The organism is Aeromonas sp. MaB10011B (assembly GCF_017939325.1).
Taxonomy (GTDB): domain Bacteria; phylum Pseudomonadota; class Gammaproteobacteria; order Enterobacterales; family Aeromonadaceae; genus Aeromonas; species Aeromonas caviae.
The window spans coordinates 144,299-158,099 of sequence record NZ_JAGKRK010000008.1; the positions used below are offsets into that span (position 1 = coordinate 144,299).

The window sequence follows — 13,801 nt, forward strand, 5'->3', positions numbered from 1 at the left end:
GTCTTGCACGCAGGTAGAAAACCACTTTTCATTTCCTGCACTGCCAATATCGGCCCGGTCAGAGGGAGTGTGAGTGCTATTTGAGTGGTTGCTATGGAGACCGACTCTGGCGGGTTAAATGAAAAAACAGGGCAACCCGAGGGTTGCCCTTGCCATGGCCGGCTGCGAGTGACTCGGCGGAGGGTATCCCGATGAGGCTTCCATCTTCCTCAGGCGGTCGGCGGGGCATAGAGGGCAAGCCAGTTGCCTTCGGTATCCTCGATGATGACCCGGGATCCATGACCACTGCCGATGCTGTGCAGGGGTTCGAGCACCCGCCCGCCGAGCCGGGGGACCAGCAGCTCCGCCTCCTGCAGCCTGTCACCGAGGGAGAGATAGATGAGGGGACCGGCACCGCCGGGCTGGTGATATTTGTCCATGGGGCCGAGACAGGCCGCCGCGTTGCTGCCGTCGTGGCGCAGCATGGCAAAGCGCATGGTCTCTTCCTGGATGGGGGTGACCTGCACATCGAGCAGGGCCGAGTAGAAGTCCATGGCGCGATCCAGATCCCGTGTCGGAATGTCGGCCCAGACCAGGGTGTTGTCCATCGTCGTATTCTCCAGAGTTCCCGGCCAACGCGGTCGGTGGCTCTTTGAGGTTAGAAGTGGCCGTCGGGGGGCGCCATGGATAAAAAAAGCGGCGCCTGATGGCGCCGCTTGAAGGGGGAAGAGCCGAGTAAGGCTCCCCTCTTATTTGCCGGCAATGCTGAGCCCGCCAAAGCGGATCAGCGGGGCATAGAAGTCCTTGCCATCGTCGTGGTGCAGCTGGTTGCCGACCGCTTCCAGCTCCCCGAGCAGACGATAGAAGTTGCCCGCCACCGTGATGCCGCGTACCGGCGCCACGCGCTCGCCATTTCGGCAGAGGAAGCCGGAGGCGCCGAACGAGAAGTCGCCGCTCACCGCATCGGCCCCGGAGTGCAGGCCGTCCAGCTTGACCAGCTCCAGGTACTCACCGCTTTGTACTTCGGCCTCGCCGTGGGGGCCGAGCCCGAACACCAGGTGACGAGGGGCCACGTCCAGGGCACTGCGGGCACTGCGGGCGGCTGCACCGTTGCTTGTCACGCCGAAGTGGCGGGCGGTGGCGCTGTTGTGCAGCAGGGTCTTGAGCTCCCCCTCGCCGATGAGCAGGAGATCCGAAGTGGCGGCCCCTTCGCCGTCAAACGCCTTGATCTTCATGCCCCCCGGCATATAGGCACGACTCTCCAGGGTGAGCCAGCGAGAAACCACGCTTTGGCCCAGCTTGTCGCGCCAGGGGTTGATCCCCTGCTGGGCCCACTTGCCAGACAGTGCGGACTGGAAGCAGCCAAACAGGCTGGCAAAGCAGTGGGTGCTGAAGATGACGCTGTAGCGACCGCTCGGCACCGCCTCACCCATCAGCAGGCCATCGGCCACGGCGTGGATCTGGCGGATGAGAGGCTGGCTCTCCAACTCGTCGAAGCGCCGTGCGTACTGTCCCTGGTAGTGCATGGACTGGCGGCCCTCTCGCTCGATGAGAGCGGAGCTGTGGCAGCCGACGCTGAATTCCTGATGTTCGCAGAGGCTGCCCTGGCTGTTGGCAAGCCAGAGGCGGCTCTCCCCCTCGAAGAAGCCGTTGTAGGGGGCGCCGGTCACGTCCGGCAGGGCCAGCATGTCGGACTCGAGGCGCAGGGTCAGGGCGATCTTCTCTTCCACCGCCGTGGTGTCGGCCTGATGTATCTCGGTGCAGTCGGTGATGAGCCTGCTCTGCTGCACTGTGATGCGCTGATCCGGGTCCACCTTGGCGAAGCGGCTCGCATCGAGCGCATCCTGCACCATGGCGTCCAGGGCCGACGCGTCGAGGGACTCGGAATAGGCGATGCCGACCCGGCCTTCCTTGATGAGGCGAATGCCGATCTGCTGGCTGCTGGTGACCTTGTATTCACTGAGTTCGCCCTTGTCGGCCTTGAGGGAGAAGGCCTTCTCCTGATTGGCGATGACGTCTGCCTCGGCACCCAGATCGGCGACCTGGTCCAGCAGACGGGCAAGCAGTTGGTTCATGTCGAGCTGGCTCATCAGGCGTTCCCTCCGACCAGAATGCTGTCAACCTTGAGCGGCGGCTGGCCGACCGAGGCGGGAATGGATCCGGAGACCGAGCCGCACATGCCGGCGGAGAGGGCCAGATCGCGCCCCACCATGGAGATCTCCTTCAATACCTGCGGGCCGGTGCCGATCAGGGTGGCCGACTTGAGGGGCCGGGTGATCCTGCCCCCCTCGATGAGGTAGGCCTCCTGCACGTTGAAGTTGAACTCGCCGGTACCGGGCTGCACAGAGCCACCCCCCATCCGCTTGGCATAGATGCCGTGCTCCACGGTTGCCAGCATGTCGTCAAGGCTGTAGTTGCCCGGTTCGATATAGGTGTTGCGCATGCGGGAGGCGGGGGCGAACTTGTAGGATTCCCGGCGCCCGGAACCGGTGCGGGCGTAGCCGGTGCGAAGGGCCCCCATTCTGTCCACCAGGAAGCCGGTCAGCACGCCGTCCTTGATGAGCTGGGTGTGCTGGGTCGCCATCCCCTCGTCATCGACGTTGATGGAGCCCCAGGCGTTGCCCTGCAAGCCCTCGTCCACCGCGCTGACCGCGGGGTTGGCAATGAGCTGGCCCATCTTGTCGTGGAACACGGATGCCTTCTTGGCCACCGAGGTGGTCTCCAGCAGGTGACCGCACGCCTCGTGGAAGATGACGCCGCCAAAGCCGCTCTCCATGATGACCGGCAGCTTGCCGCTCGGGCAGGGGGCGGCGCCCAGCTTCACCAGTGCCTGGCGGGTGGCGGTGAGAGCCAGCTCGCGGGGATCGATGCTCTCGGCATGCTCCCATCCCTTCATGGCACCGGGGGCTTCATAACCTACGCTCTGCTCGCCCCCGTCCAGGGCGATGGTCTGGGCCATGATGCGGTTGTAGTGGCGGCGATCGCTCACCTGCACCCCTTCGCTGTTGAAGATCTCCACCTCCTGCTCCCAGCCGAGCACGTTGCCCGAGAACTGGCTCACCTTGTCGCTCTCGGCGCGGGCCGCAGCGTCCATGGCATGCAGGTAGGCGATCTTCTGCTCCAGCAGCTTGTCGGCCGACAGCGGCAGAGCGATCGGGTTGCGGTCGGTCAGGCGGGTGAAGTCAAAGGCAGTGGAGGTGACCACGGGGTCACGCCTGTCCTTGGCCGCCAGCAGGGTAACGATACGCAAGAGCTCGTTGCGATCGGCCAGGTTGGTGTAGCCGTAGAGCACCTTGTGGCCGTAGCACAGGCGAACGCCGATACCGAAGTCGAGACCACCGCTGATGTTCTCTATCTGGCTGGAGAGCAGGCTGAGCTGGCTGCGGCGCTTGCGCTCCACAAACAGCTCGGCGAAGTCGGCACCCAGCGCCAGCGCGTGATCGAGCACGTCGCGGGCGATGGCGGGGGCCAACAGGGAGAATGAAGTCATAGAATATCCTTTTCTGGTCTGTCCGTTTGCTTCCGACACCCGGCGTTGTGTTGTTATGGGGTGTCGACCTCATTGTTGCAGACCAGAAGCAAAAAGTCGCTATAGCGTCAGCCGATGATACCGAACGAGAAAATCGGTGCGATTTATGCGCCCGGCAGCCCGAGCGCAGGCTACCGACAGGGGAGGTTGGCGCCGCTCATGGCGCTCGCTTGATATGAGGTCGCCCCACTGCTCGATACGGGGTCGGTCTGGTCGTCCATTGGCCGGCGTCGTCGAACATCCAGGCGATCAGGATCAGAGCAGTTCGTGGATCTCGCTCAGGATCTGGTCGACCCACTGCTCGATGCGGGGTCGGTCTGGTCGTCCATTGGCTGGCGTCGTCGAACATCCAGGCGATCAGGGTCAGAGCAGTTTGTGGATCTCGCTCAGGATCTGGTCGACCCACTGCTCGATACGGGACTCGGTCTGGTCGTCCATTGGCTGGCGTCGTCGAACATCCAGGCGATCAGGATCAGAGCAGTTCGTGGATCTCGTTCAGGATCTGGTCGACCCACTGCTCGATGCGGGGTCGGTCTGGTCGTCCATTGGCTGGCGTCGTCGAACATCCAGGCGGCCAGGGTCAGAGCAGTTCGTGGATCTCGCTCAGGATCTGGTCGACCCACTGCTCGATACGGGACTCGGTCTGGTCGTACTGGTTGGCGTCATCGAGGGCCAGCCCGACGAAGTGACGGCCATCGTCGATGAGCGCCTTGGAGGCGTCAAACTCGTATCCCTCGTTGGGCCAGTAGCCCACCAGCTTGACCCCCTTGGGGACCAGCTGATCGTGCAGCAGGCCGAGGGCATCCTGATACCACTCCCCATAGCCCAGCTGATCGCCCATGCCAAACAGGGCGATGATGCGTCCCTCCAGATGCAGGTCGGCGATGTCTTCCCAGCGAGATTCCCAGTCCTCCTGCAGCTCGCCGAAGTCCCAGGTGGAGATGCCCAGGATCAGGATGTCGTACTCCTGCATGCGGGCGAGGGGCACATCCTTGATGTTGTGGAGATCGACCAGCTCGGGGCCGATGAGGGCGCGGATCTTCTCGGCGGCCATCTCGGTGTAGCAGGTGGTGGAGCCATAAAACAAACCTATCTTCATCGCTCTTCTCTTGATCGCAGTCGGCAAGGGGCGTGACCGGCACAGCGGCGCCCGGGGGGAGGGCGCCAGTCTAGCAGATTGCGCCGGGCTCTTCACCGCCTGAGGGGATGTGCAGCCTTGCCTTGCGGCCCGGGTGGGTCGGCACGTTACAATGGCGACCTGTTTCCCTGAGCGCGGCGCACCATGAGCAAAGCAGAATCCCATCCCCTGATCGAGCCGTTTCTCGACGCCCTCTGGCTGGAGCGGGGGCTTTCCGACAACACGGTCAGCTCCTATCGCACCGACCTGGAAAAATTTGCCCTCTGGCTCGATGAGCAAGGCGGTTCCCTGCTGCTGGCGGGGCTGGACGACATCCAGCACTACCTCGCCTGGCGGGTGGACCATCAGTTCGCGGCCAGCAGCACGGCCCGTTTCCTCTCGGCCCTGCGCCGCTTCTACCAGTATCTCAATCGCGAGAAGCTGCGCAGCGACGATCCCACCGTGCTGCTGGAGGGGCCAAAGCTCCCCAAAAAGCTGCCATCGGATCTGAGCGAAGCCGAGGTGGAGGCGCTGCTGCAAGCGCCCTTGGTGGACGACCCGCTGGAGCTGCGGGACAAGGCAATGCTTGAGCTGCTCTACGCCACCGGGCTGCGGGTGTCCGAGCTGGTGGGGCTGACCGCCGAACACGTCAGCCTGCGCCAGGGGCTGGTGCGAGTGGTGGGCAAGGGCAACAAGGAGCGCCTGGTGCCCATGGGGGAGGAGGCGGTGCACTGGCTGGAGCGCTACTACCGGGAGGGGCGCACCCTGCTGCTGGGTGGCACCAGCTCGGACGTGGTGTTCCCCTCCAAGCGGGCCCGGATGATGACCCGCCAGACCTTCTGGCACCGCATCAAGCTCTATGCCCTGAGAGCCGGCATCAGGGGGGAACTCTCCCCCCACACCCTGCGTCACGCCTTCGCCACCCACTTGCTCAATCACGGCGCCGATCTGCGAGTGGTGCAGATGCTGCTGGGCCACGCGGATCTCTCCACCACCCAGATTTATACCCACGTGGCCAACGAGCGGCTCAAGGCACTGCACGGCCAGCACCACCCCAGAGCCTGATCGCCTCATCGGCCTTGCAACAAAAAACCGCCCGAAGGCGGTTTTTTTCAGCACACGACAGGGAGGAAACGGTTATTTCCCCTGCTGGGATTTCAGCAAGTCGCGGATCTCGGTCAGCAGCTCCTGATCCTTGGTGGGGCCGGCCGGGGCAGCGGCTTCCTCTTCCTGCTTCTTCTTCAGGGTGTTGATGGCCTTGAGCCCCATGAAGATGGCGAAGGAAATGATCAGGAAGTCGATACAGGTCTGGATGAACTTGCCGTAGGCGATGACCACGGCAGGGGCATCCCCTTCGGCGGCCTTCAGGGTCACGGCGAGATCGCTGAAATCCACGCCCCCCAGGATCAGCCCGATGGGGGGCATGATCACGTCTCCCACGAAGGAGGAGACAATCTTGCCAAAGGCGGCACCTATGATGATACCGACCGCCATGTCGATCACATTGCCCCTGGATGCAAAGGCCTTGAACTCTTGAATCAGACTCATTTTTCCCCCTAGAAATGGACAACGTGCCACCTGAGCGCACGTCGATTTGAATAATAAAACATCAGCAAAACAGAGGGATGACTAAAGATGTCTCCCGTCGTCCTGATTAGCTTGCGGGGCTCAAGCCCGATTGGCAACCTGTCATCCCGTGATTTTTTCTTGCGGACGTTATTAATCGATCACTAATTAAGGTCTTTGGGAGAGGGAATTGTCTGGGTTACCTTATGAGACCCTTCAATCATGCCAAGTGAATGAGCTGATGCGATATTTACTGCTGGGAATGATGCTGCTGTGCGCTTTTGCGGCCAGCGCGGGGATGGACCCCCATGTGTTGAAACAGACCATAGAGCAGCGCCTCGGTGTGCAGGTCTACCTGGTGGACGAGACCCCCATGCCGGGCCTCTATCTGCTGGGCACGGCCCAGGGACTGCTCTACAGCGATGCCAGGGGAGACTATGTGCTGCAGGGCTCCATGCTGGATCTGGCCCACGACATGAGAAACCTCACCCGGCTCAGCCAGCAGCAGCAACGCAGGTTGGCGCTCTCCCAGATAGGGGAGGCCCGGCTCTGGCTCAAGGCCACCCCTGAACGCCACCGCCTCACCCTGTTTACCGATCTCGCCTGCGGTCCTTGCCGCATCGCGCTGGAGGAATTGCCCCGCTTGCAGGCGAGGGGCGTGAGCGTGCAACTGCTGCCTGCGCCTGTCGCCGCCTCGGATCAGGCTAGCTGGTGCGATCCCGGGCTGCTGCGCGAACTCAACTTCAGCGATCGTTTGCCTGAGAGCGGCTGTAATGCGATCCTTGCCCATCATATCGGCCTGAGCCAATGGCTCGGGATCAAGGCGTCACCGAGCTGGGTCCTGCCCAATGGTGATCTGGTGCGTGGTTACCAGAGCCCCGAACAACTGCTCAAGATACTGGATCACATCAATGCCCCTGCAAATCCGTCGTCGTCCGCGAGTTGATGATTCCCATCTGCCCGCCACCCTGCACCCGCTGCTTCGCCAGATCTTCGCCAGCCGCGGGGTAGAAGACCCTGCCCTGCTGGAGCGCAGCGCCAACCAGCTGCTGCCGCCCCAGCGTCTGTTCGGCATGGCGCAGGCGGTGCCGCTGCTGGCCGAGGCGCTGACGGCGCAAAAACGCATTCTCATCGTCGGTGACTTCGACTGCGACGGCGCCACCAGCTCGGCCCTGTGCGTGCTGGCCTTGCGCGCCATGGGGGGGCACCACATCGATTTTCTGGTGCCCAATCGCTTCGAGTTCGGCTATGGCCTCACCCCGGAGATCGTCGAGCTGGCGGTGGCCCGCGGCGCCGAGTTCCTGATCACGGTGGACAACGGCATCTCCAGCATCGCCGGGGTGGCGGCGGCCAAGGCGGCCGGCATGCAGGTACTGGTTACCGATCACCATTTGCCGGGTCATGAGCTGCCTGACGCCGACGCGATAGTGAACCCCAACCAGCATGGCTGCGACTTCCCCTCCAAGTCCCTGGCCGGGGTCGGGGTCGCCTTCTATCTGATGGCGGCCCTCAACACCCATCTGCGCCAGAGCGGCTGGTATGAGCGCCAGGGGCTGCGCGCCCCCAACGTGGCGGATTATCTCGATCTGGTGGCCCTCGGCACCGTGGCCGACGTGGTGGCGCTGGATGGCAACAACCGCATCCTGGTTCATCAGGGGTTGCAGCGGATCCGGGCCGGCCGTTGTCGCCCCGGCATCCAGGCGCTGGTGGATGTGTCGGGCCGCGACGGGCGTCGCCTGTGCGCTGCCGATCTCGGCTTTGCGCTGGGGCCGCGCCTCAACGCGGTGGGCCGGCTCGATGACATGTCCCTCGGAGTCGCCTGTCTGCTCTGTGACGACATCAGCCTGGCGCGCCAGTTCGCCTCCGAAATGGACAGCCTCAACCAGGAGCGCAAGGAGATCGAGCAGGGGATGCAGCAGGAGGCGCTCGCCACCCTGGAGCAGATCCGTTTTCGTGACGGCGAGGTGCCCTCCGGCATCGTGCTGCACCGAAACGAGTGGCATCAGGGGGTGGTGGGGCTGGTGGCCTCCAAGGTGAAGGAGAAGTACTACCGCCCGGTCATCGCCTTTGCCGAGAGCAGCGAGACCGAGCTCAAGGGATCCGGGCGCTCCATCCCGGGGGTGCACCTGCGCGATGCGCTGGAACTGCTCGATACCCGCCACCCCGGCTTGATGGGCAAGTTTGGCGGCCACGCCATGGCGGCCGGGTTGACCCTGCCCAAGGCCAATATCGAGGCCTTCGGCCGTGCCTTCGAGGCGGTCATCGGCGAGCTGGTGACCCCTGAGCTCTTGACCGGGGTGCTGCTCACCGACGGCGAGCTGCTGCCGGACGAGCTCACCCTCGAGCTGGCGGAGCTGATCCGCGCCTCCGGCCCCTGGGGTCAGGCCTTTCCCGAGCCGCTGTTTGACGGGGAATTCGTGCTGGTGCAGCAGCGGCTGGTGGGGGAGAAGCACCTCAAGATGATGCTGACCACGGATTCCGGCCATGCGGTGGATGCCATCGCCTTTGGCGTCGACTTGCAGCGCTGGCCCGATGCCTCGGTGAAGCGGGTGCGGCTGGTCTACCGGCTTGACGTCAACGAGTGGCGCGGCAACCGCAGCGTGCAGCTGCTGGTGGAGCATCTGGAAGCCGCCGGCCTCTGATCCCGCGAGTCTCTCTTGCTGTCGATGACGGCCACCTCAGGGTGGCCGTTTTTTTATGGTGTGAACCCGGATGTTGTCGTTGACCCGTCTATTGCTTCACAGTTTAAGCTTCCCTTCATCGGGTCACGGACCCCTCAGCGAGTCGTTGTCATGAAAATATCCGAACTGGCCCGGCGCTGCGGCCTGGCCCGCTCCACCCTGCTCTATTACGAGAAGCTGGGGGTGATTGCGGGCACAAGGGGCGCCAACGGCTATCGCCACTACGACGATGACGATCTGCAGCGGCTGCGGATGGTACAGGCCCTGCAGGCCGGCGGGCTCAGCCTCAAGCAGTGCCTCGCCTGTCTGGCGGGCGAGCTGGAGCAGGCAACGCTGGAAACCCGGGTCAGGGAGCTGGATGAAGAGCTGGCGCGGATGCAACGCGCCCGGGATCTGCTGGCGGATCTCGCCGGTTTGCGTGCGCACTCCGACGACGAGTTCAAGGCCTGGCAGCGGCAACTGCAGCATCAAGCCCCGCAGGCTTACTTTGCCTGGGTGATGAAGCAGGGATTCAGTGAAAAAGCGCGTTACCACCTGCAGTGGCTCAGCAAAGACATGAATGAACATGAGCGCTACATCCGGGATTTCAAGCTGCTGCTGGATGGCATGAGCTATTGGGGGCCGGGCGATAGCCTCTTCACCCAGCAGCAATTTGCCGCGCTGCCCAGCCAGCCTCGCCGGATCTTCGACATGGGCTGCGGGCGCGGCGCCGCCACCCTGGCGCTGGCACAGGTGACGGACGCCCCCATCGTAGCCATCGATCTGGACGAGGAGGCGCTGGCCGCCGTGGCGAGATCGGCCAGTGCGGCGGGGCTGAGTCAGGTCACTACCCTGTGCGCCAACATGGCGGCGCTGCCGGCAGACCTGGCCCCCGCCGATCTCATCTGGGCCGAGGGGAGCGCCTACACCATAGGGGTGGCCAACGCCTTGCAGGCATGGCGGCCGTACCTTGCCGGTCCTGCTGCCAGCCTGGTGCTGAGCGACCTGGTGTGGCTGACGGACACGCCGCCAGAGGGGGCGCTGGCGTTCTGGCTGCGGGATTATCCCGCCATGCAGACCCTGGCGGGCCTGCTCAAAGCGGTGAAGGAGGCGGGTTATCGCTGCCTGTGGCACACCCCGTTGCCGCAAAGGGCCTGGGACAACTATCTGGATCCCATCGAGCGCAATCTGGCGCGCCACCGTGCCGAGCTGGGGGATAGCCCAGCCTGGCAGGATCTGAGCCGGGAAGTGGCCATCCACCGCCAATACCTGGATAGCTATGGCTATGTGATCTGCTGCCTGCAGGCAGTCTGATCAGGTCATCCATTGAAAGAGAGCAAACGGAGAAACCCTGATGAACATCCTCATCCGACCCGAAACGGGCGCCGATCATGACGCCATCGAAGCGGTGACCGTGGCCGCATTCCTCAAGGCCCCCATACCGATCACAACGAGCAGCTGATCGTGCGTGACCTGCGCCAGGCCGGGGCACTCAGCCTGTCGCTGGTGGCGGAGCAGGGGGGGCGGGTGGTCGGTCACCTCTGCTTCTCGCCGGTGACCATCAGCGATGGCAGCGAGCGCTGGTATGGCCTTGGCCCCATTTCTGTTGCTCCTGCGCTGCACGGCAAGGGGCTGGGGTCACGGCTGATGGAAGCGGGTCTGGCCGAGCTCAAGGGGATGGGGGCGGCCGGCTGCGTGGTGCTGGGGGATCCCGGCTTCTACGGCCGTTTCGGTTTCGTGCCCGAGCCGGGGTTGACGCTGCCCGGCGTGCCGCCCGAGTACTTCATGGCCCGCTCGTTCGGCGCTGCCATGCCCAGTGGCGAAGTATGTTACCACCCGGCCTTCGAGCAGGGGTGAGCCCTCACCTTGAGGAAGATGCAAGTCGCTTTCTCAAGGTGGTGCAACCTTGCCGGTTTTAGGGAATGGGGCGGTGTTTAATATCGCTCCTGTTAATATCTCATGGTGGAAAATGCAATAAGTGACGGTATTGTGATATATTCCACCTGTAATTTTTCTTGACGGAAAAACCCTTGTCATCCTCTCGCCGCCCCTCGTCATGGCCGATGGTGCTTGCCATCGCCTGCCTTCTCTGGCTTGCCGCTGCGGCGGCGGCAGGGGTCGTTGCAACTAAGGGAATGGAGACGCAAGGGCAGGAGCGGCCGATGCTGTTCCATGAGCCAGCGAACCCGGGGCTTGCCGACAACGTCAGCCTGCCGCCCGCCTCCCAGTGGCGGCTCGGTTTCGAGCAGGGACGGCGACTGGAAGGGGCTGCTCATGCCGAGCTCTACCAGATGCTGCTGGCCTGGTTCCAGCACGAGATCCTCGGCCTGCTCTGCGGCCTGCTGTTTTTCCTGCCTCTCATCTATCTCAGGCAGCGGCCCGACTACTTCGGCGCTCTGCACACACGGCGGCTTCGCTGCCACCACCTGCAATATCGCTTCTGCCAGGGCGACTAGGTTCACCAGCCGGGCGCCTGCCCGTTTGATCCCCGTCATTGAGTACCGCTGACCGGGCTGCTCGGCAGTCTGGCGGCTGCCGTGGTCATTACCGGGTGCTGCGCCAGCTCTCTCTGTAAACGTCATCCGTGACGTCATCTTCGCGACTGGCCGTTGGCCGGGCGCGGACGTGCTCTTATTGCAACCAAGTGGTGAACTCATTCATGGACTATTACGTCAATCTCTTCATCCAGTCGATTTTTGTGGAAAACCTGGCGCTGGCCTTCTTCCTTGGCATGTGCACCTTCCTGGCCGTTTCCAAGAACATCAACACCGCCTTCGGTTTGGGCATGACGGTGCTGGTGGTCATGGTGATCGCCATCCCCCTCAACAACCTGATCTACCGCCATATCCTGCGTCCCGAGAGTACCTTCCTCGGGGAGTTTGATCTGGGCTTTCTCGATTTCATCGTCTATATCGGGGTGCTGGCGGCGCTGGTGCAGGTGATGGAGATGGTGCTCGACAAACATTTCCCGGCGCTCCATCACGCGCTCGGCATCTATCTGCCGCTGCTGACGGTGCACTGCGCCATCTTCGGCGGGGTGATGTTCATGGCGCAGCGGGATTACGACTTCATCGAATCCGTGGTCTACGGGGCGGGCTCAGGGCTGGGCTGGCTGCTGGCCATCGTCGCCATTGCGGGGTTGCGCCAGAAGATGAAGTATTCGGATGTGCCCGAGGGGCTGCGGGGTATCGGCATTACCTTCATCGTGGCGGGGCTGATGTCCCTCGGCTTCATGTCTTTTTCCGGCATCTCGCTCTGAGCCATGGGCCGGGTGGTGGCCCAATGAAGGTGCTCAATCCAGACGCTTTGCCATGTTGTAGCCCGTGATGGTGAAGCCCAGCGCCTGATAGAGCGCCAGTGCCCTCGGGTTGTCATGGGCCACCCTCAGCTTGATCTGGTGGATGCCTAGGGGGGCGAGCTGCGCCTCCAGGGCGGCCATGGCTGCCTTGCCGAGGCCGCGACCACGATGGGGCGGTGTCACATAGAAGTCGTAGATGAAGGTGGTGCCGGCGGCGGCGTCGATGGTGTGCCAGAGATAGCCCAGAGGCTCGCCCGGCGCGTTCGAGGCTTCAGGTACCATGGCGAGCAGGTGATGACCCGGGGTGGCGACACCCAGTGGCAGGAGCTGCTGCAACGAGGCGTCGGCCTGACGGTGGGCGTCAGGCAGCGCCATCCCGTGGTTGCTGGCAAGATCCTGGGCGTATTCCTCGATGAAGTAGTCGCGATAGGCGGGAAAGTCTGCGTCACGCAGGGGGATCAGGCGAACGGTGAGAGTCGGCATCCGGCACAGCACTCCAGAGAAGGGGAGTGGCCACGTTACGCCAGAACGGCGCCAATCACAAAGGGACAACCGCTGCCTGTGAGGTGACGGCGATAAAAAAAGAGCGCCCAGGGACGCTCTTTTTCTGCCTGCAGGAAAAGAGGCTTATTTGACCTCTTCCCCCTTGGCTTGCAGGTCTGCGTGGTAGGAGGAACGCACGAAGGGACCGCAAGCGGCGTGGCTGAAGCCGAGATCCATGGCCACATCCTTGAGTTCGTCGAACTCTGCGGGCGGCACATAACGCTTCACCGGCAGGTGGTGGCGGCTCGGTTGCAGGTACTGGCCCAGGGTCAGCATGTTGACGCCGTGCTCGCGCAGATCCTTGAGCACCTCGACGATCTCCTCGTTGGTCTCGCCAAGGCCCATCATCAGGCCGGACTTGGTCGGCACGTGGGGGTGCATCTCCTTGATGCGGCGCAGCAGCTCCAGGGACCACTTGTAGTCGGCACCCGGACGGGCAACCCGGTACATGCGCGGGGCGGTTTCCAGGTTGTGGTTGAAGACGTCAGGCGGGGTCTCGCGGAACACCTCCAGCGCCTGCTCCATCCGGCCACGGAAGTCCGGGGTCAGGATCTCGATGCGGGTCTGGGGGCTGTGCTCGCGGATCTCGCGGATGCAGTCGGCGAAGTGCTGGGCACCGCCGTCCCGCAGATCATCGCGGTCCACCGAGGTGATCACCACGTACTTGAGGTTCATCTCCTTGATGGTGAGTGCCAGCTTCTTCGGCTCCTCCGGATCCAGCGGCAACGGACGGCCGTGGGCCACGTCGCAGAAGGGGCAGCGGCGGGTACAGATGGCGCCCATGATCATGAAGGTCGCGGTGCCGTGGTTGAAGCACTCCGCCAGGTTGGGGCAGGAAGCCTCTTCACACACAGAGTGCAGCTTGTTTTTGCGCAGGGTGCTCTTGATGTGCTCGATCTTCTGGCTCGACGGCGGCAGCTTGATCCGCATCCACTCCGGCTTGCGCAGCACTTCCTCGTTGGGATCCGGCATGAATTTCACCGGGATCAGGGCCATCTTGTCGCCATCGCGCAGCTTGACGCCCGGCTCCATACGAACGGGTTTGCTCATGATTCACTCTCGGTGTTTGTTATTGTCTGGTTGACGGTCACCAGGGGCCTTGCGGCTCC

At 63.4% G+C, this 13,801-nt stretch carries 13 protein-coding genes and 2 pseudogenes; 7 read left to right on the forward strand and 8 right to left on the reverse strand.

Going from position 1 to position 13,801, the window contains the following annotated elements; genetic code table 11:
- Positions 1-209 precede the first annotated feature (209 nt).
- From J9893_RS03525 to fldB, 5 genes and pseudogenes are all read right to left on the reverse strand, one after another.
- Positions 210-587 (reverse strand): VOC family protein, encoded by a 378-nt coding sequence (locus J9893_RS03525; RefSeq protein ID WP_041212513.1) that lies wholly within the window; start codon positions 585-587, stop codon positions 210-212.
- A gap of 141 nt (positions 588-728) precedes the next feature.
- Positions 729-2,069 carry a metallopeptidase TldD-related protein gene (locus J9893_RS03530; RefSeq protein WP_210600882.1) on the reverse strand — a complete coding sequence of 447 codons (1,341 nt, stop codon included), beginning with the start codon at positions 2,067-2,069 and terminating at the stop codon, positions 729-731.
- Positions 2,069-3,469 carry a TldD/PmbA family protein gene (locus J9893_RS03535; RefSeq protein WP_210600883.1) on the reverse strand — a complete coding sequence of 467 codons (1,401 nt, stop codon included), beginning with the start codon at positions 3,467-3,469 and terminating at the stop codon, positions 2,069-2,071. The genes J9893_RS03530 and J9893_RS03535 overlap by 1 nt, the downstream gene beginning before the upstream one ends.
- Before the next feature lie 402 nt (positions 3,470-3,871).
- A pseudogene (locus J9893_RS21570) lies at positions 3,872-3,960 on the reverse strand (flavodoxin FldB); the annotation flags it as partial.
- 128 nt (positions 3,961-4,088) lie between these two features.
- Positions 4,089-4,607, reverse strand: a complete 519-nt coding sequence (gene fldB / locus J9893_RS03540; protein WP_041212516.1) for a flavodoxin FldB — start codon at positions 4,605-4,607, stop codon at positions 4,089-4,091.
- A 183-nt stretch (positions 4,608-4,790) separates the two neighbouring features.
- Here fldB and xerD point away from each other — a divergent pair, with 183 nt between their 5' ends.
- Positions 4,791-5,690 (forward strand): site-specific tyrosine recombinase XerD, encoded by a 900-nt coding sequence (xerD, locus tag J9893_RS03545; protein WP_042014490.1) that lies wholly within the window; start codon positions 4,791-4,793, stop codon positions 5,688-5,690.
- A 72-nt stretch (positions 5,691-5,762) separates the two neighbouring features.
- On the opposite strand, the gene mscL is transcribed toward xerD, so the two are convergent.
- Complete coding sequence (mscL, locus tag J9893_RS03550; RefSeq protein ID WP_010673746.1) at positions 5,763-6,173, reverse strand: large-conductance mechanosensitive channel protein MscL; 411 nt, start codon at positions 6,171-6,173, stop codon at positions 5,763-5,765.
- A 259-nt stretch (positions 6,174-6,432) separates the two neighbouring features.
- On the opposite strand from mscL, the gene J9893_RS03555 reads away from it, so the two are divergent.
- The 6 genes and pseudogenes from J9893_RS03555 to nqrE all read left to right on the forward strand — a co-directional run bounded on the left by J9893_RS03555 (position 6,433) and on the right by nqrE (position 12,110).
- Positions 6,433-7,137, forward strand: coding sequence for a disulfide isomerase DsbC N-terminal domain-containing protein (locus J9893_RS03555; RefSeq protein WP_039041117.1), 705 nt, complete (start codon positions 6,433-6,435; stop codon positions 7,135-7,137).
- A complete protein-coding gene (recJ, locus tag J9893_RS03560; protein ID WP_143237175.1) occupies positions 7,103-8,833 on the forward strand; it encodes a single-stranded-DNA-specific exonuclease RecJ in 1,731 nt (576 codons plus the stop codon). The genes J9893_RS03555 and recJ overlap by 35 nt, the downstream gene beginning before the upstream one ends.
- Positions 8,834-8,983: 150 nt before the next feature.
- Positions 8,984-10,165, forward strand: a complete 1,182-nt coding sequence (locus tag J9893_RS03565) for a MerR family transcriptional regulator (RefSeq protein WP_143237176.1) — start codon at positions 8,984-8,986, stop codon at positions 10,163-10,165.
- Positions 10,166-10,205: 40 nt separating this feature from the next.
- Positions 10,206-10,708, forward strand: a pseudogene (locus tag J9893_RS03570) (N-acetyltransferase).
- Between the two features lie 305 nt (positions 10,709-11,013).
- Positions 11,014-11,307, forward strand: coding sequence for a hypothetical protein (locus J9893_RS03575; protein ID WP_010673751.1), 294 nt, complete (start codon positions 11,014-11,016; stop codon positions 11,305-11,307).
- Between the two features lie 203 nt (positions 11,308-11,510).
- Positions 11,511-12,110, forward strand: coding sequence for an NADH:ubiquinone reductase (Na(+)-transporting) subunit E (nqrE, locus tag J9893_RS03580; protein ID WP_010673752.1), 600 nt, complete (start codon positions 11,511-11,513; stop codon positions 12,108-12,110).
- Between the two features lie 33 nt (positions 12,111-12,143).
- On the opposite strand, the gene J9893_RS03585 is transcribed toward nqrE, so the two are convergent.
- On the reverse strand, positions 12,144-12,632 hold the full coding sequence (locus J9893_RS03585; protein ID WP_143237177.1) for a GNAT family N-acetyltransferase: 489 nt from the start codon (positions 12,630-12,632) through the stop codon (positions 12,144-12,146).
- Positions 12,633-12,776: 144 nt separating this feature from the next.
- Entirely contained in the window at positions 12,777-13,742 is a 966-nt protein-coding gene (gene lipA, locus J9893_RS03590; protein WP_039041111.1) for a lipoyl synthase, read from the reverse strand.
- Between the last annotated feature and the right edge of the window lie 59 nt (positions 13,743-13,801).

Excerpts from the sequence above, each read along its gene's own strand:
- J9893_RS03575 (WP_010673751.1), top strand. The coding sequence starts at position 11,014 with ATGCTGTTCCATGAGCCAGCGAACCCGGGGCTTGCCGACAACGTCAGC.
- J9893_RS03525 (WP_041212513.1), bottom strand. The coding sequence starts at position 587 with ATGGACAACACCCTGGTCTGGGCCGACATTCCGACACGGGATCTGGAT.
- fldB (WP_041212516.1), bottom strand. The coding sequence starts at position 4,607 with ATGAAGATAGGTTTGTTTTATGGCTCCACCACCTGCTACACCGAGATG.
- recJ (WP_143237175.1), top strand. The coding sequence starts at position 7,103 with ATGCCCCTGCAAATCCGTCGTCGTCCGCGAGTTGATGATTCCCATCTG.
- nqrE (WP_010673752.1), top strand. The coding sequence starts at position 11,511 with ATGGACTATTACGTCAATCTCTTCATCCAGTCGATTTTTGTGGAAAAC.
- J9893_RS03565 (WP_143237176.1), top strand. The coding sequence starts at position 8,984 with ATGAAAATATCCGAACTGGCCCGGCGCTGCGGCCTGGCCCGCTCCACC.
- J9893_RS03530 (WP_210600882.1), bottom strand. The coding sequence starts at position 2,069 with ATGAGCCAGCTCGACATGAACCAACTGCTTGCCCGTCTGCTGGACCAG.
- xerD (WP_042014490.1), top strand. The coding sequence starts at position 4,791 with ATGAGCAAAGCAGAATCCCATCCCCTGATCGAGCCGTTTCTCGACGCC.
- J9893_RS03535 (WP_210600883.1), bottom strand. The coding sequence starts at position 3,469 with ATGACTTCATTCTCCCTGTTGGCCCCCGCCATCGCCCGCGACGTGCTC.
- lipA (WP_039041111.1), bottom strand. The coding sequence starts at position 13,742 with ATGAGCAAACCCGTTCGTATGGAGCCGGGCGTCAAGCTGCGCGATGGC.
- J9893_RS03585 (WP_143237177.1), bottom strand. The coding sequence starts at position 12,632 with ATGCCGACTCTCACCGTTCGCCTGATCCCCCTGCGTGACGCAGACTTT.
- J9893_RS03555 (WP_039041117.1), top strand. The coding sequence starts at position 6,433 with ATGCGATATTTACTGCTGGGAATGATGCTGCTGTGCGCTTTTGCGGCC.
- mscL (WP_010673746.1), bottom strand. The coding sequence starts at position 6,173 with ATGAGTCTGATTCAAGAGTTCAAGGCCTTTGCATCCAGGGGCAATGTG.